The 22,954-nt window shown below is 53.4% G+C and carries 22 protein-coding genes; 8 read left to right on the top strand and 14 right to left on the bottom strand.

What is annotated here, in order from left to right:
- Positions 1–358: 358 nt before the first annotated feature.
- Complete coding sequence (locus V6U78_RS01225; protein WP_405336372.1) at positions 359–898, bottom strand: GNAT family N-acetyltransferase; 540 nt, start codon at positions 896–898, stop codon at positions 359–361.
- A 177-nt stretch (positions 899–1,075) separates the two neighbouring features.
- Here V6U78_RS01225 and V6U78_RS01220 point away from each other — a divergent pair, with 177 nt between their 5' ends.
- On the top strand, positions 1,076–1,771 hold the full coding sequence (locus tag V6U78_RS01220; RefSeq protein WP_405336370.1) for a CBS domain-containing protein: 696 nt from the start codon (positions 1,076–1,078) through the stop codon (positions 1,769–1,771).
- Between the two features lie 68 nt (positions 1,772–1,839).
- Here V6U78_RS01220 and V6U78_RS01215 read toward each other — a convergent pair whose 3' ends face one another.
- From V6U78_RS01215 to V6U78_RS01190, 6 genes are all read right to left on the bottom strand, one after another.
- Positions 1,840–2,511: a ProQ/FINO family protein gene (locus V6U78_RS01215; protein ID WP_405336368.1), complete on the bottom strand. Its 672-nt coding sequence runs from the start codon at positions 2,509–2,511 to the stop codon at positions 1,840–1,842.
- A gap of 108 nt (positions 2,512–2,619) precedes the next feature.
- Positions 2,620–3,162 carry a dihydrofolate reductase gene (locus V6U78_RS01210; RefSeq protein ID WP_405336366.1) on the bottom strand — a complete coding sequence of 181 codons (543 nt, stop codon included), beginning with the start codon at positions 3,160–3,162 and terminating at the stop codon, positions 2,620–2,622.
- A gap of 70 nt (positions 3,163–3,232) precedes the next feature.
- Entirely contained in the window at positions 3,233–4,027 is a 795-nt protein-coding gene (locus tag V6U78_RS01205) for a thymidylate synthase (RefSeq protein ID WP_405336364.1), read from the bottom strand.
- Positions 4,028–4,069: 42 nt separating this feature from the next.
- Complete coding sequence (lgt, locus tag V6U78_RS01200) at positions 4,070–4,885, bottom strand: prolipoprotein diacylglyceryl transferase (RefSeq protein WP_405336362.1); 816 nt, start codon at positions 4,883–4,885, stop codon at positions 4,070–4,072.
- 32 nt (positions 4,886–4,917) lie between these two features.
- Positions 4,918–5,709, bottom strand: a complete 792-nt coding sequence (locus tag V6U78_RS01195; RefSeq protein WP_405336360.1) for a sulfite exporter TauE/SafE family protein — start codon at positions 5,707–5,709, stop codon at positions 4,918–4,920.
- Positions 5,710–5,724: 15 nt separating this feature from the next.
- Positions 5,725–8,355: a response regulator gene (locus V6U78_RS01190; protein WP_405336358.1), complete on the bottom strand. Its 2,631-nt coding sequence runs from the start codon at positions 8,353–8,355 to the stop codon at positions 5,725–5,727.
- 200 nt (positions 8,356–8,555) lie between these two features.
- Between V6U78_RS01190 and V6U78_RS01185 the strand changes: the two genes are divergently transcribed.
- Both V6U78_RS01185 and V6U78_RS01180 read left to right on the top strand, forming a co-directional pair.
- A complete protein-coding gene (locus V6U78_RS01185; protein ID WP_405336356.1) occupies positions 8,556–9,368 on the top strand; it encodes an NRDE family protein in 813 nt (270 codons plus the stop codon).
- A gap of 23 nt (positions 9,369–9,391) precedes the next feature.
- A complete protein-coding gene (locus tag V6U78_RS01180) occupies positions 9,392–11,284 on the top strand; it encodes a L,D-transpeptidase family protein (RefSeq protein WP_405336354.1) in 1,893 nt (630 codons plus the stop codon).
- Here the strand turns inward: V6U78_RS01180 and ptsP are convergent.
- Together ptsP and V6U78_RS01170 are read right to left on the bottom strand one after the other, a co-directional pair.
- Positions 11,238–13,502 carry a phosphoenolpyruvate--protein phosphotransferase gene (gene ptsP / locus V6U78_RS01175; RefSeq protein WP_405336352.1) on the bottom strand — a complete coding sequence of 755 codons (2,265 nt, stop codon included), beginning with the start codon at positions 13,500–13,502 and terminating at the stop codon, positions 11,238–11,240. The two genes, V6U78_RS01180 and ptsP, sit on opposite strands and share 47 nt — an antisense overlap.
- 47 nt (positions 13,503–13,549) lie before the next feature.
- Positions 13,550–14,035, bottom strand: a complete 486-nt coding sequence (locus V6U78_RS01170; RefSeq protein WP_405336350.1) for an RNA pyrophosphohydrolase — start codon at positions 14,033–14,035, stop codon at positions 13,550–13,552.
- 120 nt (positions 14,036–14,155) lie between these two features.
- Here V6U78_RS01170 and V6U78_RS01165 point away from each other — a divergent pair, with 120 nt between their 5' ends.
- Together V6U78_RS01165 and tsaA are read left to right on the top strand one after the other, a co-directional pair.
- Positions 14,156–14,821: a histidinol-phosphatase gene (locus V6U78_RS01165; RefSeq protein WP_405336348.1), complete on the top strand. Its 666-nt coding sequence runs from the start codon at positions 14,156–14,158 to the stop codon at positions 14,819–14,821.
- A 10-nt stretch (positions 14,822–14,831) separates the two neighbouring features.
- Complete coding sequence (gene tsaA / locus V6U78_RS01160) at positions 14,832–15,554, top strand: tRNA (N6-threonylcarbamoyladenosine(37)-N6)-methyltransferase TrmO (protein ID WP_405336346.1); 723 nt, start codon at positions 14,832–14,834, stop codon at positions 15,552–15,554.
- A gap of 95 nt (positions 15,555–15,649) precedes the next feature.
- Here tsaA and purC read toward each other — a convergent pair whose 3' ends face one another.
- The 4 genes from purC to dapA all read right to left on the bottom strand — a co-directional run bounded on the left by purC (position 15,650) and on the right by dapA (position 19,211).
- The gene (gene purC, locus V6U78_RS01155; RefSeq protein ID WP_405336344.1) at positions 15,650–16,372 is read right to left on the bottom strand and encodes a phosphoribosylaminoimidazolesuccinocarboxamide synthase; all 723 of its coding nucleotides are present in this window, start codon (positions 16,370–16,372) and stop codon (positions 15,650–15,652) included.
- Between the two features lie 172 nt (positions 16,373–16,544).
- On the bottom strand, positions 16,545–17,330 hold the full coding sequence (locus V6U78_RS01150; protein ID WP_405336342.1) for an MBL fold metallo-hydrolase: 786 nt from the start codon (positions 17,328–17,330) through the stop codon (positions 16,545–16,547).
- Positions 17,331–17,340: 10 nt separating this feature from the next.
- The gene (gene bamC / locus V6U78_RS01145; RefSeq protein WP_405336340.1) at positions 17,341–18,330 is read right to left on the bottom strand and encodes an outer membrane protein assembly factor BamC; all 990 of its coding nucleotides are present in this window, start codon (positions 18,328–18,330) and stop codon (positions 17,341–17,343) included.
- Entirely contained in the window at positions 18,327–19,211 is an 885-nt protein-coding gene (gene dapA, locus V6U78_RS01140) for a 4-hydroxy-tetrahydrodipicolinate synthase (protein ID WP_405336338.1), read from the bottom strand. The genes bamC and dapA overlap by 4 nt, the downstream gene beginning before the upstream one ends.
- Before the next feature lie 241 nt (positions 19,212–19,452).
- Here dapA and V6U78_RS01135 point away from each other — a divergent pair, with 241 nt between their 5' ends.
- On the top strand, positions 19,453–19,929 hold the full coding sequence (locus tag V6U78_RS01135) for a peroxiredoxin (RefSeq protein ID WP_405336336.1): 477 nt from the start codon (positions 19,453–19,455) through the stop codon (positions 19,927–19,929).
- Here the strand turns inward: V6U78_RS01135 and V6U78_RS01130 are convergent, their stop codons facing one another.
- On the bottom strand, positions 19,930–21,423 hold the full coding sequence (locus tag V6U78_RS01130) for a M48 family metalloprotease (protein ID WP_405336333.1): 1,494 nt from the start codon (positions 21,421–21,423) through the stop codon (positions 19,930–19,932).
- A gap of 70 nt (positions 21,424–21,493) precedes the next feature.
- On the opposite strand from V6U78_RS01130, the gene V6U78_RS01125 reads away from it, so the two are divergent.
- Both V6U78_RS01125 and V6U78_RS01120 read left to right on the top strand, forming a co-directional pair.
- Positions 21,494–21,751: a sulfurtransferase TusA family protein gene (locus tag V6U78_RS01125; RefSeq protein WP_405336330.1), complete on the top strand. Its 258-nt coding sequence runs from the start codon at positions 21,494–21,496 to the stop codon at positions 21,749–21,751.
- A 5-nt stretch (positions 21,752–21,756) separates the two neighbouring features.
- Positions 21,757–22,851, top strand: coding sequence for an AI-2E family transporter (locus V6U78_RS01120; protein WP_405336327.1), 1,095 nt, complete (start codon positions 21,757–21,759; stop codon positions 22,849–22,851).
- The last annotated feature ends 103 nt before the right edge of the window (positions 22,852–22,954 follow it).

The following is a 22,954-nucleotide window of genomic DNA, read 5'->3' as shown; positions in this document are numbered from 1 at the left end:
GCTCTTCTGCTTCAGCGCACCAAGCTTCTTGCCAGTTCTGACGCATGGCCAGTTCTTCAGCAAGTAATAACAAGACTTCTTCATTCATCGTCTGACTCCCTCTGTCTGAATTGAACGCTTATCAAACACCAGCGCTTTTTTCTTGTTGTTCGCATCGCTGGACTCACACTCAACCTAGTGTTGTGTGATCCAGCTCAGGCAGAAAGCGCTGATACAGACTCTGACTCACTACAACTTTTGGCTAAGGCTTAACTTTAGCTTAGCAACTTGGAGTAGTTAAATCCATGTCAGAACGATGAAGAGTTTTTATACCTCAAGCAAGTTGCTAAGAGTGATTCTATTTCGCAACTGCACAAATTCAGCGCACAGGTCCTGCCTCAGTCGGCTCTATAGGCGTCATCAGCTGAAGCTGATAAAAATCCAGATCCAGCCAACGCCCAAATTTATAGCCAACCTGCTTAAGGCGACCCACACACTGAAAACCTAAGCGCTGATGCAAGGCACAGCTCGCTTGATTACTGGCATCAATCGCCGCCATCATCACATGATACTGCTGGGCTTCAGCGGCTTGAATCAACGCGCTCAGCAAGGGGCGCCCTAAGCCCTTCCCTTGAGCTTGCGGATGCAAATAAATCGAGTGCTCCACCGTGTACTGAAAAGCCGGCCAAGGCCGAAAAGGGCCATAACTGGCAAAACCTTGCAGAGTGTCCGCTGCGCTATAAAGACCCAGCACAGGAAGCCGATCGGCCTTTTTTTGCAGCAACCAAGTCTGCACCTGTTCTAAAGAGCGCGGCTGATATTCATACAAGGCAGTTGTCTGCTCGATGGCGTGATTAAAAATCGCCTGTATCCTGGGTGCATCACGTTCTGCATCACAAGGTTGAATCTGCATGGGCATCTCTGGCTCATCATGTCCGAAGGGTGAAGGATCAATGCCTTAGGTTAAACTAAATGGCGATCAGGCCGATATGCTTTCATGCCGACGCCTTTTTAGCGACCCGTTTTTAGCGACCCGTTTTAGCAATCCGTTACTGGATAGCAGATCAGCCACCCCATTTACTCAGAGAGCAAGATTATGGTCTTTGCGGTTTACGAACAGGGAATGCGCATCCACACTCCCAAAGAACAGCTGCTCAAGCGCCCAGGTATTCGTCAGACTCAAGCCATCACGGCCAGCCGCCGACTGGTCGAAGACCAGGACGATGCCGAACACCGTCAAAACCTCTCTGATCAACAGGTGAGCTTTCAACAGCAGCTACAGAGCTTTGAAAAGCAAGGCCAGGCTGAGCCAGCTCGGGCTGCTGTCGCCGCTTATAAAAAGATGGAGCCTCACCCTGAATCAACGATCCGCCGTATTACCGCACAGCAGATCATGCGCGCACCAGTCATCACCTACCCTGCCACGGGCGGGCTGCTCGATGCACTGGCGTTGCTCAGAAAGGAAGAGATCCACTATCTGGTCATCGTGGATCAACAACAAGGGCTGGTGGGCGTACTCCAAGATCGTGATTTATTACTGGAGATTTCTGGACTGGGTGAAATCGATCTGCGCGAACAGGATCTCGAAAACCTGAGCGCTGAAACCCTGATCCGCGCACCGCTGGTCACAGCCAGTCCTGAAACCGACATCGGGGATATCGCGCGGGTGATGCTGGCACAGAAGGTGCGCGCCATGCCGATTACCGATGCACAAGGCGAGCTGGTCGGGCTGGTAACGCGCTCTGATCTGATGCTGGCACTGGCGAACCAAACTTTAGAAATCTGGAGCTAAACCGCTCTGAAAACAACAAGACCAGGTGTTGCCCGAGTGATCAAAATGCCCCGCATCCAGCACAGGGCTTAACGCTGCACCAGTTGCTTGAGTTTCTGATCTAAGCGAGCCTGCTGGCGCTTTTCTTCTTTTTGTTGCTCCAGCTGGTGTAGCTGCTGCTGCGCAAAACTGGCTTCTTGCGCGGTGACAAAACCTGCATTATTGCCCTCTAGATCCAAACGCACAGCCCCAGCCTGAATTGAGCGCAGATAACGTGGCACTTTGACATAGTGCGCCAGCGCGCGATGGATCCGCTTGAGCTCACCACCTTCTGCCGCCAGTAACTCTTCATGAATACCTATCTTCAGCGGTTGAGGTGCACCCGGCATAAAAGCACGCGGATAGCGTTTCTCCCAATAAGCCAGACGCTGCTGAGGTGAGAGGGCATCTAAATTTTGCTGAGGCGCCTGACTAGGCTCTGGTGCAGGTTCGTTGAGCCCCAAGGTATCACGAATCATCGCCATCAAGGCCTCAGGGCGTGCGAGCCAGGTTTGCGGCTGCCCCTGCTGCAAATGCTGCGTGAGCTTGCTGCGCAACAGCTGTAAACGCTCTTCTAGCTGATTCACTCGCTGATGGAGCGCTGAGTTTTCACCTTCAAGTTCAGCAATTCTCTGCTGCGCCTGCGCCTGCGTCAGTTGGCTCTGCTCGGCGTAATAGCTTAACTGTTCAAAAAGCTGCTCAATTTTTTGTGGAGAGGTCATCTTGTTTGCCTTGTCATCACCTATCAACTTCCCTGAAAGCCTCAGCTGCAACGTCCTTTTCACCTCATCAATGCACGTGATACAGCCAACTGCCCCACTTTAACCCTATCATGATTCAGCGGGAGTCACCGCTCGACGATCCAAGCAGAGCAGACGGTAAGCATAGCGATTGCCTTCTCCTGCTGCAAAAGCCTGCTCACTCACCAGCTGCCACTCATCCCATTGCACTGCCGGAAACCAAGTATCGCCCTCAGGCTCGGCATCCACCTCGGTCAGATAGAGACGGTCTGCCAATGCAAAGGCCTGTTGATAGATTTGTCCGCCGCCAATCACCATGATCTCTTCAGCACCATCGATTTGCGCCTGTTGATCTGCCAGAGTCAAAGCGGCTTCCAATGAGGGCACAACTTTGACGCCCGCAGGGGCGTAATCCGACTGACGACTGATGACGATATTCGTCCGTCCAGGTAAAGGACGACCGATCGACTCAAAAGTCGCACGCCCCATAATAATCGGCTTCCCCCAGGTTTTACGCTTGAAATAGCCTAGCTCTTCAGGGAGATACCAAGGCATAGCTTGCTGATGCCCGATGACCCAGTTTTTAGCCGCAGCAACAATAACGGCAATCGGGGTTTGTCGCTGGTTGTTCATGCGTGCTGCGCTCCTATTCTATTCATCGCTTTGCCTTTTCACTGCTCAAACCCTTGCTTGCTCATGCGATTTAAACCGCAACTGGGGCCTTAATATGCGGATGACTTTGATAGCCTTCAATCGCGATATCATCATAAACAAAATCAAACAGAGAAGTTCGTTCTGGATTCAACTTCAACTGGGGTAGGGCCAGCGGTGCCCGTGTCAGTTGCAGATCGGCCTGCTCAAGATGGTTAGCATAGAGATGTGCATCACCCAGGGTATGGATAAACTCGCCAACTTCAAGATCACACACCTGCGCGATCATATGCACCAGTAAGGCATAGCTGGCGATATTAAAAGGCACGCCCAGAAAAATATCCGCGGATCTTTGGTAGAGCTGACAAGAGAGTCGACCTTCTGCGACATAAAACTGGAAGAGACAATGGCAAGGCGGCAACGCCATCTGATCCACCAGAGCAGGATTCCATGCTGATACGATCAGGCGGCGTGAATCAGGTTGAGTTTTGATCTGCTCAACCAGCTGAGCAATCTGATCGACTGATCCACCGTCTGGTTTGGGCCATGAACGCCACTGATAGCCATAGACCGGCCCCAGCTCACCCTGCTCATCCGCCCACTCATCCCAGATAGAGACGCCATTTTCTTTCAGATAACGAATATTGGTCTCGCCTTTTAAAAACCACAGCAGCTCGTGAATGATCGAGCGCAAATGGAGTTTTTTGGTCGTCACGAGCGGAAAACCGGCTTGCAGATCAAAGCGCATCTGATAACCAAACACGCTATAAGTACCGGTTCCAGTACGATCCTGCTTGAAAACGCCCTGCTCTCTCACATGACGCATTAAATCTAAATAGGCTTGCATAACTCGTTACACCTGATTAATCGATCGCAAATTATAGATGATTTATACTTTTTTAGCTTTGGATTTGAGCGTCGCCTGCTCACCAGCCTCAGAAAAACGATAGGCCCAGACGATTAGACCGCCCCCCACCACCAGCATGGGCAAGGAGAGCCATTGTCCCATACTCAGCTGACCAGCAAGTAATCCAAGGTGGGCATCGGGTTCACGCGCAAATTCAGCGAGAAAACGCAAACTGCCATAACCAAGCAAAAAGAGCCCGGTGATACTTCCTGTTGGGCGCGGACGACGTGAGAAGAACCATAAAATAACAAAGAGCAGCACGCCTTCTAAAGCAAACTGATAAAGCTGCGATGGATGACGGGGATCTGGCCCTGCACCAGGAAAAACCATCCCCCAAGGTACTTGGGTCACCCGCCCCCACAGCTCACCATTAGCAAAGTTCCCTAAACGTCCTAAAGCCAGACCAATCGGCACCATTGGCGCGACGAAATCACCAACAGCAAGCAGTTTGAGCTGGTGGCGGCGTGCAAAGATCAACAAGGCAAGCACCACACCCAGTAAACCACCATGAAAGGCCATACCGCCTTCCCAAACACGCAGCAGCCACAAGGGATCTTGCATGACACGATCCCAGTGATAGAAGAGCGCTGAACCAAGCCGCCCGCCTAACACGACACCGATTGCTGAATAAAAGACCAGATCACTGAGTTGCTCACGACTCAAGCCCAAACGCGCGCGGCGTTGTTCAGCCAACCACCAAGCCAGCGCAAAAGCAGCCAAATAGCTCAGACCATACCAATGCACTGCAATCGGGCCAAGGCTAAAGGCAACCGGATCAATTTGTGGATAATTCAACACCTGATGTCTCTCCTCTGGCTTCCCTGAACGCTTTAAGCAGGGAAGAATAAAAATTTGATGCCTACACAGAACAGTAAAAGCGCAAAAAGTTGCTTCAAGCGTGCCTCAGGCAGATAGTGCGCCAAACGAGCACCCAAACGCGCAAAGGGCACGCTCATCAACACGATGCCTAGAAAAGCAGGCCAGTAGATAAAACCGCTCGCCGCTGCGGGCAGATCAGGCTGCTGCCAGCCTGTCCATAGATTGCCCAGTGCGCCAAAAAGAGCGATCGGCAAACCCAGCGCCGCCGAGGTGCCGACAGCTAAGCGCATATTTAAGCGGCACCAGCTTAAAAAGGGTACGCTCAAGGTCCCGCCACCAATACCAAAAATGGCCGAGGCCCAGCCAATGATGCCACCCGCTGGAAGCAGTACCCAAGGTGGCACTGGCTGCTCACGCGCAGGTGGATCAAGCTTAAACGCCATCTTAGCGGCAACCAGCAGCACAAAAACACCGAGCACCCCTTGCAGCAACGCAGCCGAAAGCAGGCTGGCTGTCCAGGCACCCAAGAGCGCACCACAAAGGATGGCTGGTGCCAGAACACTGAAAATAGACCAATCAACACTGGCTTTTTGATGATGCGACCAGGTGGAGCTGATCGAGGTTGGAATAATGGTGGCTAACGAAGTGCCCACGGCCAGATGGACCAGAATTTCTGTTGAAAAACCCAACCAAGTAAAGGCGACCACCAAGACAGGCACAATGATCAAGCCACCACCAATACCAAAGAGACCCGCCAAGAGGCCAGCGAAGGCACCCAAGCCAAGATAGATCAGAAAAATCACATCTATTCCTTCTAGTCAATCGAGAGGAGAAGCCCCAAGGCTCCATTTTTCTACCAGCTGACGCAAGGCCAGTGGACGATAGGGTTTTGCAAGATAATCATTGAGTCCAGCGGCCCAAAAAGCCTGCTGGTCTTCTTCCAGCGCATTGGCCGTAATCGCCAACACTGGAATCTGTGCATTGGCATTAGGCAGCTGACGCCAACGCCGCGTGGTTTCCAGACCATCCATTTCTGGCATAAAGATATCCATCAGTACCAGACTATAAAGCTGCTCTGCACCACGCTGTAAGGCTTCGATGCCGCTGGCAACCACTTCAACTTGATAGCCTGCACGTTCCAGGACATTCGATGCCAGCATGGCATTCACCGGCCCATCATCGACCACCAGAATAGGCGCACGGGCAGCAGCAACAGCGGAGGTCGTTGAGGCAGGCAAGGCCAGCAATAACTCAACCCCACCCTCTGGCCGTGAACGCAGTTCAAACTGGCCTTTCATTTCCTGAATCAATTGACGCGCCAGCAGCTGTCCCAGCCCCAAAGATCCGGGGGGACGATCATAGTGTGGGCTCATCGGGCCAGCAGCCTGAAAATGCTCTATACGCTGCTCATCTTGCAGCACGCCACCTTCATCGAGCAGGCGCAGGCAGAGTCGGGGCTCCTGGGGTTGCCAGCTCAGCTCCAGACGCAGATCACCACGGGTGGATAACTGCGCTGCCTGACGCAAAAGATGACGCAGCAAACGCAATAGACGCCGCCTTTGGACAGAGATCTGATCGGGAAAATCAGGCGCGTAGTCTACGATCAGCTGGCGCTGCTGCTTGTGCAATAGCTGTTCAATACTGAGCGTGGCTTCATCAATCAACGGGCGCAGATTCAGTTCTTCTGCTGCAGCCTCTTGCCCTTCCTCCGCAAGGCTGGTGTCGGCCATATCACTCAGATCATCTAACAAACGCTGGATGGTGATTAACTTCTGCTGGCAAGGGGCATTGCTGACTTCTTCCGCAGCCTGATTGAGTTCTTCCAGCAAGCGATAGACTTCTTTCACGACTGCCTGAGAGAACTCCGCTCTCATCTTGCTGGCAAAACGCGTGCGCTGACGCTCACTCTGCAACTGCTGCTGTAACTGACGATAGTCACTGATATCAAGCATGATCAGGTAGCCACCCTGAGCCTCATCAGTATGCAAACTCGCCCACCAGCTGCTCAGCTCTTGTCCCGCCGAGGCGTGGAGTTCTAGCTCCTGCACCCAAGGACGCGGCGGCAAATCGCGCATACCCAAAAGCGGAGCCAGTGGCTGACCCTTCAGGTTAGATTGTGTCTCTTGCGCAAAGCGTTCAAAGGCTTGGTTACATTCAACAAGACGTCCACCAACATCAAAATGACAGATCAGCAATGGGCCATGAACCTGCTGAATCAAACTCGTGGCCGGACGCGGCGCAGCAAGACGCTCAGCACTGAGTGCTGGATGCTGCTGTAGGACATGGCCTGCCCGCCAAAAATCCTGCCAACGCCGATCATGACGTGCGGTAAAGAAGATCAAACTGAATAGCATCATCACCAGAGCAAACAGGCTTCCCCTGACCATATTGCGCCAATCCACCTGCAACTGCTGGCTCATAGCCTGCGCTTGATCCTGAGGCACCACCAGCAAAAGCTTCCACGCATTCACATCCAAACTGGCCCAACTCACCAAGGAGGGCTGATTTTCAATCAACAAGGGCGTTAAACCTGAGTGGTCGATATGCAGGGGGGCCAGATTAGGGCGCATGCCCTGACGCATAAAAAAGTTACGCTCCTGTTGGACTGAAGCCGAGGCATCCAGCGATCCGCTGCCTTCAACCTGAGGCGGAAACACCAGCAGATGGCCCGCCTCAGACATCAGCAGGGTGTAGCCATTGAGAATCACAGGCGCCGCCTTCAAGCGTTGTGCCAGCCGGTTTAACGCCACATCAATGCCCACGACAGCGACGAACTGATCATCAACATACACAGGCAGACTGAGTGTGACGACCCAGCCCTGCCCGGCTGGGTCCAAGTAGGCCTCTGTCCAGACAGGCTCGCGCTGAGGGTTATGCTCAGGATCGGCGAGGTAGAAAAAGGCAAAATCACGCACATCTAGGTCATTCACCAGATGCGCGTCTAGATCGGTCCAGGGATAAAGCAGCGTCGCAGTATCGACATAGTTGATGTAGATCTGCTGAATCAGTGAAGAGCGCGCGTGCAGCGTCTCCAAGAGAGGTGCCAACACCTGCCATTGCTGATAACGCTGGGTCCGTTGCTGAGGATCCACTCGATCCGCAAAATAAACAGCAGCGGGCAAGGCTGAGTCAGTCACCAATGATGCAGTGTGGTCTTGCGGGGACTGATGGTGGATGCGCTGTGTCTCTTGCACCACCAGCTGCCCAAGCACTTCAAGATGACGTAGGTCGGCCTCTAAAGCCTGTGCATACAACTGAGCGCTTTCAAGGAGTCTGGCTTCTGTAACCCGCTGAAGCTGGTCTTGGCTGGCGCGATGACTCAGATGAGCCAGCACCATCATCACCACGAAAAGTACCAGCCCAATACCCGCAACAGGAAGAATGAGTCCTAACCATCGCTGGCGCGTTGACCAGCTGGATGTCTGGAGTGTCGGCGCTTGATCAGACACAGGGGGTCCTTTTTCTTGTGTAGTCAAAAGCTAGCTCCAGAGGATACATATCAATTGGCTGAGTCACCTTCTGGCTTGACGCAAGAGGCGTGCAGGCAGATGATCTCTCAACCGCTATACTATAAAATCTTTCGCAGTGAAGCGCTAATTTTTAGTCTTCACCCAAGCCCCTTTCCTTGCCACCTCAACTGAGTGAACTGATGTGTACTCTAGGCCTATTATGGCAGCAAGACCCAGTTTTTCCGTTTGTTCTGGCGGCGAATCGAGACGAGTTCTTCGCCCGCCCAACACGGGCGGCGGATTTCTGGCCAGAGCAGCCTGAACTCATTGGCGGCCAGGATCAGCAGGCAGGTGGTAGCTGGCTACTGGCACATCGCTCTGGGCGCTGGGCCGCACTGACTAACCTGCGCAACCTGCATCTTGCGCCACCACAAAACGCACCATCACGCGGCCAACTGGTACAGGCTGCTGTGACCCTCTCCCAACAGGCACTGGTCGAGAAGTTAACAGCGCAGGGCACTCACTACGCGGGCTTTAATCTGATTTGGGGCGATCTAGAGCAGGCTTTTTATGCCACCAATGCCCAGTCACAGATGCGCATTCAACGCCTCGAACCCGGCATCATCACCTTGAGTAATGCCCCTCTAGGTGAGATCTGGCCCAAAACCGCATGCCTCAAGCAACAGCTGCAAGACTGGCAGGCCCAGCCTGATCCTGAGCACCTTTGGGACATCCTGGCGCAGGATCAGGTCGCTGCATCGGATCAGCTACCGAACACTGGCCTGCCTCCCAGGCTTGAACTGGCCTTCTCTGCACTTTATATTCAACCCTTGGCTGTTGATCCAGCGCAACCAGAGCGTCTCTATGGCACGCGGGCGTCAACACTCCTCTGGTATGAGCAAGGTGCAGCCTCAGGGCAGTGGACCCTCAAAGAGCGGCGTATAGACTCTCAAGGTCAGACGAGCACAAGTCATCTGACTTGGTCTGCATGCTCTGATCACGCATTCTCTTGATGTCAAAAACCTTTTAGGCCCTTATGTTTCGTTTGTTCACCCAGCCAGCCCGCATCCTCCGCCGAGCACGTCGCTTTGCTCTGATCAGCAGCCTCTGGCTCTGCTGCACAGCGTTGAGCGCAACCAGTCTGCCCGCCAGTAATCCGACTCTCGATCATTGGGTGCGTTCCACACTGGATAGCTGGGATCAGCAGGTCCAGCTGACTTATCCAGAACTGGTGGCGCTCACCTATCGTCAGGCAGCCTTCCATAACTTCTGGCGTGATCGTCAAGGCGAGCCTTCTGCCGCTGCACGCGCACTCAGTTATGAGCTCCAACCCTGGCTCGCACTGGATCATGAACACCCCTACATCAGGCGCTACCGCGAGCTAGATCAACTCCTGACACAACCCATGACGGATCTGCGTCCACGCCAAGTGCAAGCTGTTGATCTGCTGGTGACGGATCTGTTTTTTCGCTTCCAGCAGGATTTATTGAGCCGCTATTGGACCCGCTATGATCAGGATCAGGATCACGGCATCACCAACCCTTATGAACGCTGGGATCAATTTCCCGATGAAGTCGTGCCGACTGATCTCGCTGCAGTTTTTCCTGAATGGCTGCGGGCGTTAAATAGCGGCAATCTGCAAAGATGGGTTGAAGCACGGCTGGCCTCGACTCGCCCTGTGGCTCACTTATATCAGCCTTGGCGTCAGGCTTTTGATCAGCTCGATGCACTGACTGGGCAGCCTTGGCCGCAAGTGGATGTTGATCTGGCACCCGAGCAGGCACATGCACAAGTGCGCCGACTGGCTGAGCAGTTGATCGCGCTGCGCGATCTCTCGGCAGACTATCAGCCTCAGCTTGTGATGCCGCCCCTACCAGCAACGCCGCAGCTTATCGAGCCAGCCTCCGACTTCAGCGCATTATCCGTATCGGCAACAACCCAGCCAGCAACGCCAGAAAGCGAACCCCAGATTGAAGTGGCAGAAGCCATTTATCTGTTTGATGCCCCTTTAGCCAGTGGACTCAGGCGCTTTCAACAACGCCATGCGCTACCAGTGACAGGACACGTTGATGAGGCCACCCGCGCAGCACTCAATCGACTCCCTGAAGAAAGAAGGCGTATTTTGGCGCATAACCTCAGACGCCTGCATCACTTGCCACAAGAGTTACAAGCCCGCCATTTGATGATCAACCTCGCCGATCAGCAGCTTGAATTTATCGAACACGGCGAGCGCACTCTCGCCATGCGCATTATTATCGGACGTGATGGACAACGCACACCGATTATGAATCAGTGGCTGACCTCTTTGGTGCTGAACCCGCTCTGGAACGTGCCCAACAGCATCGCCAAGGATCGTATTTTTCCTCGTGCTCGCAGCAATCCCGAATACCTCGCCTCACGCGATTATGCACTGGTACAGGGCTGGCATACGCCGGCACGCTTCGTCAATATCGAAGATCTGCCCGATGATGCCTTCACCTCTGGCAACCAGCAGTATCGCATCGTGCAAAAACCAGGACGTTTTAATCAGCTAGGGCGTGCTAAATTTCGTTTATCCAATCAGCAGGCGATCTATTTGCACGATACCCCCTACCGCCAGTTTTTCTCGCAGGCTCAAAGAGATATCAGTGCAGGGTGTATTCGTTTAGAGGAGTCAGCACGGCTTGTTGATGCGCTGCTCGCGCCCAGTCGTCATTGGACACCTGAGCGGATCAGTGAGACCTACGCAAGCGGGGAAGAGCGTTATATCCGCGTGTTTCCTCGCGTAGCGGTGTATTTAATGTACTGGACAGCCTGGGTTGATGACCAAGGGCAGATTCAGTGGCGCGAGGATATCTACCATAAAGATCAGCTCAGCTACTCATCGGCCATCCAGCAGCTGGCTAACCCTTCGGACCCGCCAGCCAACCCAAACCCAGCTCGTTCATAAAGACACCCAGGTGTCCAACCACCTGATCGGTACTGGCACAGGTGAGCACCCGTGCCAGTAGCTCACGCGCCTGCTGTAAATCAACACGGCGAATGGCAGCCTTCACACGCGGCAGGCTGGCCAGGTTCATCGACAAACCCTGATAACCCATCGCCAGCAGTAAAATAGCGCCAGCAGGATCGCCAGCCAGTTCACCACAAAGGCTCACTGGAATCCGAGCCGCATGCGCCTGCTGAGCAATATGCATCAAGGCCTGCAGCACGGCAGGATGATAACCGCTATACAAACGAGCGACACGCGGATTATCCCGATCCACCGCCAGCAGATATTGGGTTAAATCATTACTGCCCACCGAAAGATAATCAACCCGCTCGGCCAGCGCTTGGATCTGGAACATGGCCGCTGGGACTTCAATCATCGCCCCCACCTTGGGATTCACCAAAGGCAGCCCTTCATCCTGACGCAGCTCTGACCAGGCACGACGAATCAGCGCGCGCGCTTCTTCGACTTCGCGCACTGAAGAAATCATCGGCAACAGAATACGCAGGTTATCCAAGCCTTCACTGGCGCGCAGCATGGCACGCACCTGGCTTAAAAAGACCTCTGGGTGATCCAGCGTAAAGCGAATGCCGCGCCAACCAAGACAGGGGTTTTCTTCTTCTATCGGAAAATACGGAAGGGGCTTATCGCCGCCGATATCCAAAGTGCGCATGGTCACTTCACGCGGCGAAAAAGCAGAAAGCTGCTGGCGATACAGGTTGACCTGCTCTTGCTCACTGGGGAAGCGTTCGGCCATCATGAATTGCACTTCAGTGCGATACAAACCCACACCCTCAGCGCCATAGCTCAAGGCACGCACATGATCGGCTGCCAGCCCTGTATTCAGCATCAGCGGGATGCGATGTCCATCGCGAGTAACACAAGGCAAACCCGCCTCAGCTTCCAGAGATTCAGTCAGCGCTCTTTCTTCTTGAATAAACAGCTCGTACTGGCGCACCTTGCGCTCATCAGGCGTGGTGATCACCTGGCCTCGGTAACCATCCAGAATCATCTGCTGGCCATCCAGCTGCGCCCACGGCAGATCAGTTAAGCCCATCACCGCTGGAATGCCCATCGCCCGCGCCAAAATCGCAAGATGCGAGTTGCTGGAGCCCTTCACGCTGATCAAACCCAGTAGCTTTTCTTTGGGCACTTCACCCAGCAACGTCGGCGAGAGTTCTTCGCCAACCAACAGCGTATTCGGTGGGTACTCCTGACGGACTTCACCGCCTTCTTGCAAACAGGCCAGCACTCGCCGCCCCAAATCGCGGATATCCGCTGCACGCTCACGCAGATAAGAATCTTCAACCTTCTCTAAATACTTCACATGCCGCTTGACCACATAAGCCAGCGCACCCTGCGCCCAGTGGCCTTCTTCAATGCGCTTAATGACTTCAGCACCCAGAGACTCTTCATCGAGCATCTGCAGGTAGGCATCAAATAAGGCTTGCTCTTGGGCACTGACCCGATTCGCCAGCTTGGCACCAACGGCACGAATATCTTCTCTGACCCAACTTAAGGCTTGTAGAAAACTGGATTTTTCAGCATCAAGATCATCACTGAGCCGCTCAGGCACTGAATCTAGATCAGCGACAGGCATAATCACCACCGCCTGCCCGATCGCCACACCCGGTGCGGCGGGTAGGCCTTCAAAGCTGGCTGAGCTGAACTTACCACTTGGCAAAAGATTCATGCTGCCGCTGATTTGTGCGTGCGCCAACAAGGCTGCCAGCTGCGCAGCAATGGTCACTAAAAAGGCTTCTTCGCCTTCATCGAAACGCCGCTTGATTTTTTGTTGTACCACCAACACGCCCAGAGCATGACGCTGGTGAATGATCGGCACACCTAAAAAGCTGTGGTACTTTTCTTCTCCCGTTTCGGGCAGATAGCGGTAACGGCTGTGCTGTGGAGCATCTTCTAAATTGACAGGCTCCTCACGCTGCCCAACATAGCCCACCAAGCCCTCAGAAGGCGCCAAGCTGACCAAACCTATCGCCGCCGGATTCAAACCCAGCGTGTCCATCAGCACATAGCGCCCCCGTTTGGCATCGAGCAGATAGACCGAACAGACATCCGTCCCCATCGCTTTACGCACACGGCGTACAATAATGGATAAGGCCGTCTGCAGATTGCGTGCCGTGCTCACCTCCTGAACAATCTTGCGCAAAGTCTCCAGCATCACTCGATAGCTCTCCTCGTCGACCGCCAAAGCGGCTTAGATCCTGCTTAGCTGGATTTCAGCTTCTGCAGGTGGGGGGCCAGCTCTAGCAAGGCCCGACGGTAAACATCTCTTTTAAAAGCAACAACCTGCCCTAGCGGATACCAATAGCTCACCCACTGCCAGTGATCAAATTCGGGCCGCGTTGAGCAATCAAAGCTCACCTTTGTATCTGCGCAACGAATTTGCAGCAAAAACCATTTTTGTTTTTGCCCAATGCACAAGGGTTGGCTGTGCCGTCGGATCATGCGTTTGGGTAAACGATAACGCAACCAGCCACGCGTTGATGCCAACAGCCTGACTTGATCTGGTGCCAGACCTATCTCTTCTTTTAACTCGCGGTATAATGCCTGTTCTGGGCTCTCGCGATACTTGATGCCACCTTGTGGAAACTGCCAAGCATCCTGACCATAACGTCTGGCCCATAACAGCTGCCCTTGGTCATTCGCAATGATTATGCCAACATTAGGGCGATACCCATCGTCATCTATCACGCTACGCCCTCATTACACTTTTTTAACCTATTGTTCCACAAAGATTGAAAGCGATTCAATTTATCGATGAGATAAAGTGAAAAAAAGCCGATTGATTCAACCTACTGGGAGTCTTGCACTGTGAGTTTAGCGCTCTTTGATTTAGATAATACCCTGATTGCTGGTGATAGTGACCATGCATGGGGCCAGTTTTTAGTCGAACGCGGTCTGGTGGATGCCGCAGAGTACAAAAAAAGTAACGATTTTTATCTTCAGGCTTACCAAGATGGCACGCTGGATATTCATGAATATCTAGCCTTTAGCCTTGCGCCTCTGACTCGCCATCCTCTGCAGCAGCTACACCAGTGGCGCGAAGAGTTTATGCGCGACAAGATCGAGCCACTGCTGCTGCCCCATGCCGAAGCCCTCTTAGATCAGCATCGTCAGCAGGGTGATCGGATCGTCATCATCACCGCCACCAATTTTTTCATCACCGAACCGATTGCGGCCCGCCTTGGCGTGGAAGACCTAATCGCGGTACGCCCTGAGATCCTTGACCAGCGCTATACTGGCCGTATCACCGGCACGCCCTGCTTTCGTGAAGGCAAGATCACCTGCTTAGAAGAGTGGCTGGCAACAGAAAAGCTGGATCTCACAGGCAGCCATTTCTACAGCGACTCACATAACGATCTGCCTTTGCTGCTCAAGGTTGATCATCCTGTTGCTGTAGATCCAGATGCCCAGCTCAAGGCCCATGCTGAACAGGCTGGCTGGCCAATTCTCAGCCTCAGAAACAAGGCACCCTGAGCTAGCGGCCATGTCGAGACACGCATCTGAAGACCGCCGCTGGGTGATGGAGCCCATCGGCTGGCTGCGCTCCTGCTATCACGAGAAGTTTGCCGTGCCGCGCCAACCCGGATTAGCACCGGCAGCACGCGCGCAGCTGGTATTGGTCGCACCCTATAACCATCCTGATTGCGTCGCAGGGCTAGAGACCTACTCTCATTTATGGCTGACTTTTGTCTTTCATCAAACTCAGGCTCAAGGTTGGAAGCCCAAGGTCAGGCCACCGCGTCTTGGCGGCAATCAGAAGGTCGGGGTCTTTGCCAGTCGCTCCACCTTTCGTCCCAATGGCTTGGGCTTATCGGTAGTGCGCTTAGAAAGGATTGAACAAGGAGAAAAGCTGGTGCTGCATCTATCAGGTGTGGATTTGATTGATGGCACCCCGATTCTTGATATCAAGCCCTATCTGCCATGGTCAGATGCGCATCCTGAAGCTCAGGCCGCTTGGGCCCCTGACGCGCCCACATCACTGACAGTGCACTTCAGCCTCAGCGTGCAGGCACAGCTGGCCGTGCACCCAGAAGGTGCTTGGCTAGAGCAGCTGCTGATCCAAGTCTTGAGCCAAGACCCTAAACCTGCCTATCAAAAGCCGCAACCTGAGCGCCTCTACGGTGTCGCCTTAGCCCAGCATAATGTGCGCTTTCGCTACCTGAACGCAGAGACATTGGAAATCGTTGAACTCCAGCCTTTAGATTGACCTCATAGGGCCATGCCTGCCCATCAACAAACACCCCAGCACTGGGCTGGGGTGGATGGATAGGTGCAGCAGGAATCAAAGGGGTGCCGCAACTTTTAGAAGCGGGGATCAAAATCGATGCCAAGACGGCGGCCGACCTCTTCATAAGCCTCCACCACGCCACCCAGACCCTGACGGAAACGGTCTTTATCCAGCTTTTCACGCGTGGCCTTATCCCACAGGCGGCAGCCATCTGGTGAGAACTCATCTCCCAGTGTGATCTGCCCTTTAAACAAACCAAACTCCAGCTTGTAATCCACCAACAGCAGGCCAGCCTCATCAAAGAGCTGCTTCAGCACCGCATTGACCTGGAAAGTCAGCGCCTTCATCTGCTGAATCTCTTCTTCTGTTGCCCAGCCAAAGGTCACACACAAGGCCGTGTTGATCATTGGGTCCCCCTGAGCATCGTTCTTTAAGAAGAGCTCAAAGGTCGGCGGATTCAGCTCCAGACCTTCTTCCACACCCAGACGACGACACAGGCTACCAGCACTGATATTGCGCACCACACACTCTACCGGCAGCATCTGCATGTTTTTGACCAGCGCATCACGCTCGCTTAAGCAGCGCTCAAAATGCGTGGGAATGCCTGCGGCCTTGAGCTTCTCCATAATAAAAGCGTTAAACAGATTATTAACCTGACCTTTACGCGCCAGCTGCTCTTTTTTCTTGCCATCAAAAGCACTGGTATCATCACGAAAATGGAGAATCAAAAAATCAGCATCATCTGTTTTATAAACAGACTTAGCCTTACCTGAGTAGAGTTCTTCGCGCTTTTCCACATCTATCTCCGCAAGAGTTGGTCAGTGATGGCGGTTCAGTGGATCGATCCGCATCAAGTTCGGTGTTGCTTCTATTGGCTGGCATTTTACCAGCAAGCCTGGTGCATGACAGCAAAAGTCTTTTCGCTGCGGCCTCTTTTATCCACACAAAGTTTTTAGCCACACAAAGTTTTTAGCCACCCAAAGCACGCCAGGCAAAACCTTCCTCCTGATCCGCCAGAGCGATCCAGTCCGGTGTCGTGGACAGGGATTGGGCCAGAGTGGTCCGAGCCAGCTGCTGATCATTGTTCTTTTCACTCAAGTGCGAGGCAATCACATCCTTCAGCTGGGCCTGATCCATCTGAGCAAGAAAATCAGCGGCCTGTTGATTGCTCAAATGGCCATACTCACCCGCAACACGCTTTTTTAAAGAAGGTGGATAAGGGCCGTTGGCTAATAGCACAGGATCATGATTGGCCTCTAAAATCAGCGCTTGGCAGCGTCGATAATGGCGCACAATATGAGGGGTGATACAGCCCAGATCCGTCAGTACACCTAAACGATGAGCACCATCACCGAGGATAAACTGCACTGGCTCGCGGGCGTCGTGCGGCACAGTGATCGGCCAGACTTCAATATCCTGAATAGCAAAGCTATGCTCAGGCTGAATGAGCCGCCAGTCTGGCACCTCACCGCCAAGCCGACCGCTAATACGGGTGCCTGCGGTGAGGTAAAGAGGCAGACGATAGCGCCGCACCAATGCTCCCACGCCGGCAATATGATCGCCATGTTCGTGCGTCACCAGTACGGCGGTTAAGTCTTCGGGTGTATAGCCAACACGGGCCAGACGCCGCTTGAGTTCTTTGACACTAAAGCCATTATCAATCAGCAGCGCCGTTGCACCCAAGGTCACCAGGGTCGCATTACCCTGGCTGCCACTGCCCAAAGAGGTGTAGTGAAGATGTGCTGAAGATCGCACCCCACCTCCCTTAGCGCAGCTGACGTTCAATCCAGAAGAGCAGCTCTTCTTCAACTTCAAGCGGGGCGGGTTCGCCTTGCTCCGTATTCATCACCAGATCGAGCTCTTCACCATAAGCGGTCAGGTCAAGCTGATAAAAATGAGCATCGGCTGCTGGAGCACGCCGCCATAGCCAAGCCCAGAAACCGCTCTGGCGTTCGGCCTCAGGCACATAGCGAATGTAGAGCTGGCCTTGCTGACGGTTGAAATCCACCAGCTGCTGGTTTTGATCATCAAACTGACTGTGCAATAAGCGATACAGCTCATCCCATGCGCGCTCAAATTCCAGGTTCAATAGCAGCACTTTGCGGCCATCGCGATCTACCAGACGGGCCACACGTGCGGTGTTCAGCTCCTGAGCCTGCAAGGAAACACCCTGCTGCTCACTCTGCAAGCTGGCTTGCACATGCTGCTCCAGCGCCATCAAGCGCACCTGATCATAATCGCTATAACTTAAGCGCTCTTGATCGACAACAGAAAAGAGACGCACCTCGGATGTACCACGGCGCACACCTTGGCGGAGCTGAATACGCTGTGCGGGCAGGCGACTGGCGCGATCTTCAGCCCATTGCAACAGGCCCTGACGCGGCTGCGCCTGCTCTAAGGGCAAATCTAGTTGTTGCGCAAAAGCATAGAGCATTGGCCAGACTTCACCCGGGCTGCGTTGAATCAGCAGCCATTCGCCCTGATCTTCTTGCAAACGCTCAACCAGTTCTGCGGCTTCATGCACACGCAGGCTGGCTGGTCGTGGCACCTGACGCGGCCGATCAATGCGTGCCTCTGGCTCAGCAACCTGCATGGTTGCACGATCAGAGAAGGCGTCCGGCAAGGGGAAGTGCGCTGGCTGAGCCTGATGATAGTCGCGATTACGATCACGAAATTCAGCATCTTGGTGTGCACAACCAACAATCAAAAGTGCAGCGCCGCCCAACAGAGCGGCACGCAGGGTTAAATGCTTCATCCTTTTAAGACTCCGGCCATTTCTAAGGCCTCATAGATGGTGGTGCGGTACTTTTCCGACAGGGGTGTCAGTGGCAGACGAATGCCGCGCTCAATCATGCCCATCTCATACAAAGCCCATTTGGTTGGAATCGGGTTGGATTCAACAAACAAACTGGAGTGCAAAGGCATCAAGCGCGTGTTGATTTGATGTGCACGCTTGGCATCACCCGCCAGCGCCGCAACACACATCTCATGCATTTGGCGCGGTGCCACATTGGCCGTGACCGAAATATCACCATCACCACCCATCAAGATAAAATCACAGGCCGTCGCATCATCACCAGAGAAGAGCAGAAAATCTTGATCGGCCAAAGCATCAATCAGCGCCTTGCCGCGCTCTAGATCGCCCGTGGCATCCTTGAGGCCAATAATGCCGTCAATCTGGCTTAAGCGCAGCACAGTTTCATTGTGCATATCGACGGCAGTTCGCCCAGGAACGTTGTAGAGAATAATCGGCAGGCGGCTGGCTTCTGCTATCGCCTTATAGTGCAGGTAGAGACCTTCCTGGGTGGGCTTGTTGTAGTAGGGCGTGGCCGAAAGGCAATAGTCAGCGCCCACTTCTCCGGCATAGCGAGTCAGCTCGATTGCTTCTTTGGTTGAGTTAGCTCCTGTACCTGCAATAACAGGAATCTTGCCTTGTACCCGCTCCACAACACGGCGAATAACATCAAAGTGCTCAGCAAAGGACAGGGTGGAAGGCTCGCCTGTCGTACCAGCGGCCACAATACCATCTGTCCCCTGCTCAAGATGAAAATCTATCAGGTGATCTAAAGCGGGCCAATCAATTTCGCCCTCTTGGGTCATAGGTGTCACCAGTGCGACTAAACTACCTTGAATCATCTTACTTCTCCAATATTGATCAACCGCTGCCAAAAAGGGGCGTCATGTATCTCTGATCCTGTGCTTTCTTGTCCTGCCGTTTGCATCCCTGACTCAGAGGGGTCTCCAACACTCGCTGTCTTGCCTGCTCTCTGTGCCCAGCCTCGCGACCTAAGAGGCTGCTATCCGACTGGCATTCGGCCGTACTCAGCTGTGTGCTATAGTCTACCTTGATCATCAGCGACTGAATACTGGAGGACACATGTCTGTCACACTCGGCCAGGAAGTACCCCATTTCACTGCTGTCGCGACCAGCGCAACGCAGCTAGACTCAGCTCAGCTGAAGGGTAAAAAACTGGTGCTGTATTTTTATCCGAAGGATTCCACGCCCGGTTGCACAACCGAGGGACAGGATTTTCGTGATCTTTACCCCGCTTTTCAGCAGGCCAATACGCTGATTTTCGGTGTCTCTCGTGATGGTATGCGCAGCCATGAAAATTTTAAAGCCAAACATGCCTTCCCATTTGAATTGATCAGCGACCAGGACGAAGAACTGTGCCGCTTGTTCGATGTGATCCGCCTTAAAAAAATGTACGGTAAAGAACACTGGGGCATAGAGCGCAGCACCTTTTTAATTGATGAACAGGGCGTACTGCTGCAAGAGTGGCGCAAGGTCAAGGTCCCTGGGCATGCTCAGGCGGTGCTGGAAGCTGTGCAAGCCAGCACACCAACCCACTGATTAAAAGCCAGTTTGCTCCAGACGCTCACGCAGGGTCTGGAGTTCTCTTTGCCTTTCACGCAACGCCGCAACACGCGCCCAAGGGGCCTGCTCAGCTTGAGCCGCCGTCATCGCCAGCTCCATTTGATTGGCCGCCTGGCTTAAACGACCTGTGAGCTGAAAGTATTCAGCGCGCGCTTGATGCACCAGCACACGCTGATCAGACATCCCTGCCGCTTCTGCCAGATAAAACCAGATAAACGGATCACGCGGACGCAGCTGGCTGAGGCGTTGCAGGGTACGTCTGGCTTGCTGCCAATCCTGCTGTTCTTGCGCCAGCTCAGCCTGTAACCATAAGAAAGAAGCCGAATCGGGCATCACCCGCAGCCAATCTTCCAGCAGGCTTGCAGCGCTTTCAAACCTGCGCTGCTGCATCAACCATTCAATTCGCAGATATTGCAGAATCAAATGTTCAGGCTCGGCTGCCAACAGCGTCTGCCAGACTGCTTCAGCTGCATCGACATCGCGCTGATTGAGCAGCTGTGCATAGCCGCGACCAACATCACTCAGTGGCTGACGGCGCAAGAATGACCAGGCTTCTTCAGGCTCAGGATACTGAGCAAAAACCTGCCGAATCCGCAGCAGTTCATAACTCAGTCCGTGAGTAATACGATCAGCCTCACCACTTTGATCAGCACGAGAGAAGGCATCGGCGATTCGGCTTTGCGTCAACGGGTGCGTCATTAAAAACTCAGGAGCACGCCCACTTAATTGAGCAAGGCGCTGCATATGCTCAAACATCCGTGGCATGGCATGAGGTGAATAGCCAGCTGCGGTCAGTGTTTCCATCCCCACTCTATCTGCCTCCTGCTCAAATGAGCGGCTCCAGGCGAGTTGTGACTGAATATTGGCTGCCTGGGCTGTGGCGATGGTGGCAATCCCCGCATCAGCATGGCCTTGACTGGCCACCAGAATCCCCGCCAGCAATCCCGCCATCGTCGACCACTGCAGGTTACGGCTGGCTTCAAGGCGTCGGGCAAAGTGTCTTTGACTGATATGCGCTAATTCGTGCGCCAGCACCGAGACAAATTCATCTTCGTTCACTGCAAAGACCCACAGGCCAGTATTCACCCCGACCACACCACCTGGCACCGCAAAAGCATTCAGGCGTGGCTGATCCACCAGCAGCACATCCAACTGCTGGATCTCTAGCGCCGGATTGTAGGTCGACAGGCGTTGTAACAGTTCTTCGAGATAATACTGGGTGACGGGATCATGTTTGAGTCGAGCCTGCGCACGAAACTGGCGTAACCAAGCCTGACCCAACCAGTGTTCTTGATGCACGCTCACCTCATAAGAGCCTGAATGCCCGAGGGTTGGCAGAGGTGTTTCCTCTCCAGCTTGCAAGGGGGCGATCAACACCAGACAGGCGAGCAATCCGCCTTGCAGTGCGTGGATCAAGAAGCGCAGGCGCAATCGCCAGCAAGACAGAAGATTCAACATCAATGGGCGCATTCCAAATCCTATTGCATTCAATGGCATTATCAGTATCTTAGGGTGACTTTATCAGACAAGGCAAACCCCAATGGATTCCAGTCTTTTTACACAGCTTGCGCACACCGCAGATCAACAGCTCGATGCCCAAGGTTTAGCCTGTCCGCTGCCTCTACTGAAGGCTAAACTGGCCTTACAGAGTTTAGAGATCGGCCAGAAACTGCTGGTGATTGCCAGCGATCCCGGCTCTTGGGATGATTTATTCAGCTACACCCAGCTCAGCGAGCACCAGATGTTGGAACGTCATGAGCAGGATCAACGCTACTACTTCTTAATTGAAAAGGGATAAATCACATGTCATTTAAAGGTGTTGTCCACGGCTGGGTTCACCGCTACTTTTCCGATGAAGAGGCCGTGATCTTTGCCCTTTTGCTGACGCTCTTTTTTGCCGCACTGATTTTTGTCGGCTCCATGCTGATGCCCTTTCTGACGGCGGTGGTTGTTTCTTATCTTTTACAGGGGCTGGTGGTACAGCTGCAACGCCTGAAGATCCCTGAAATGCTGGCTATTCTACTCGCTTTCAGCCTGTTTATGAGTCTGTTAGTTGCGGCCATCTTCTGGCTGTTACCGATGATCTGGCATCAGCTGGTCAGCCTGATTCGTGAGCTACCTGGCATGCTGCGTATCACTCAAGACTGGCTCAATAGCTTGCACGAGAGCTATCCACAGCTGATCTCTCAAGAACAGGCCAACTCGCTGCTCAATGATGCCATCCGTGAATTACGCCATATCGGCCAAGTGCTGGTGTCTTTATCTCTTTCCAGTCTCCCAAGCCTATTAGCCTGGCTGGTCTATCTGGTTTTAGTGCCGATTCTAGTCTTTTTTATGCTCAAGGATCAGCGCAAGTTGACTGACTTTGTCATCAGCTTGATGCCACGTAAGCGCCAGCTGATGACACAAATCTGGCAAGAGATGGATGCACAGATTGCCAACTATATCCGTGGTAAATCCCTCGAAATCTTGATTGTCGCCGGTGTGACCTGGATCTGCTTCAGCTGGCTGGGCTTGAACTATGCCGAACTGCTGGCGCTGCTGGTCGGTTTTTCTGTCTTGGTGCCCTATATTGGTGCCGCAGTGGTGACCCTGCCTGTCGCACTGATTGCCCTCTTTCAATTTGGCTTTACCAGCGATTTTGTTTGGGTCATCGTGATCTACGGCATTATTCAGGCATTGGATGGCAATGTGCTGGTACCCCTGCTCTTTTCTGAGGCGGTGAACCTGCATCCTGTCTCGATTATTCTGGCCGTGCTCTTCTTTGGTGGGCTCTGGGGCTTTTGGGGCGTCTTCTTTGCGATTCCGCTGGCCACCTTTATTAAGGCCATCGTCAATGCCTGGCCACGTGCCTTGCAAGAAACAGCATCCTCGGGATCAGAGACGCCATCCAGCTAATCTGGGCAGCCCATCTCGTATCTCATTCCACTTTAGCTCAACCTTCCTCTTGCCTAAAACCCTTTACTGACAAGGGTTTTAGGCCCCACACCTACATAACAGC

It is taken from the genome of Marinospirillum alkalitolerans, from assembly GCF_045055655.1.
Taxonomy (GTDB): domain Bacteria; phylum Pseudomonadota; class Gammaproteobacteria; order Pseudomonadales; family Halomonadaceae; genus Marinospirillum; species Marinospirillum alkalitolerans.
Note: the sequence above shows the minus strand (reverse complement) of the source record. Positions and strands in the feature narration are given on the sequence as shown.

Bases quoted from the DNA above. Each gene is read 5' to 3' on its own strand.
- tsaA (WP_405336346.1), top strand. From the start codon at position 14,832: ATGTCGAGACACGCATCTGAAGACCGCCGCTGGGTGATGGAGCCCATC.
- V6U78_RS01215 (WP_405336368.1), bottom strand. From the start codon at position 2,511: ATGACCTCTCCACAAAAAATTGAGCAGCTTTTTGAACAGTTAAGCTAT.
- ptsP (WP_405336352.1), bottom strand. From the start codon at position 13,502: ATGCTGGAGACTTTGCGCAAGATTGTTCAGGAGGTGAGCACGGCACGC.
- V6U78_RS01225 (WP_405336372.1), bottom strand. From the start codon at position 898: ATGCCCATGCAGATTCAACCTTGTGATGCAGAACGTGATGCACCCAGG.
- V6U78_RS01180 (WP_405336354.1), top strand. From the start codon at position 9,392: ATGTTTCGTTTGTTCACCCAGCCAGCCCGCATCCTCCGCCGAGCACGT.
- bamC (WP_405336340.1), bottom strand. From the start codon at position 18,330: ATGAAGCATTTAACCCTGCGTGCCGCTCTGTTGGGCGGCGCTGCACTT.
- V6U78_RS01185 (WP_405336356.1), top strand. From the start codon at position 8,556: ATGTGTACTCTAGGCCTATTATGGCAGCAAGACCCAGTTTTTCCGTTT.
- V6U78_RS01120 (WP_405336327.1), top strand. From the start codon at position 21,757: ATGTCATTTAAAGGTGTTGTCCACGGCTGGGTTCACCGCTACTTTTCC.
- V6U78_RS01135 (WP_405336336.1), top strand. From the start codon at position 19,453: ATGTCTGTCACACTCGGCCAGGAAGTACCCCATTTCACTGCTGTCGCG.
- V6U78_RS01210 (WP_405336366.1), bottom strand. From the start codon at position 3,162: ATGAACAACCAGCGACAAACCCCGATTGCCGTTATTGTTGCTGCGGCT.
- V6U78_RS01220 (WP_405336370.1), top strand. From the start codon at position 1,076: ATGGTCTTTGCGGTTTACGAACAGGGAATGCGCATCCACACTCCCAAA.
- V6U78_RS01205 (WP_405336364.1), bottom strand. From the start codon at position 4,027: ATGCAAGCCTATTTAGATTTAATGCGTCATGTGAGAGAGCAGGGCGTT.
- dapA (WP_405336338.1), bottom strand. From the start codon at position 19,211: ATGATTCAAGGTAGTTTAGTCGCACTGGTGACACCTATGACCCAAGAG.
- V6U78_RS01125 (WP_405336330.1), top strand. From the start codon at position 21,494: ATGGATTCCAGTCTTTTTACACAGCTTGCGCACACCGCAGATCAACAG.
- V6U78_RS01130 (WP_405336333.1), bottom strand. From the start codon at position 21,423: ATGCGCCCATTGATGTTGAATCTTCTGTCTTGCTGGCGATTGCGCCTG.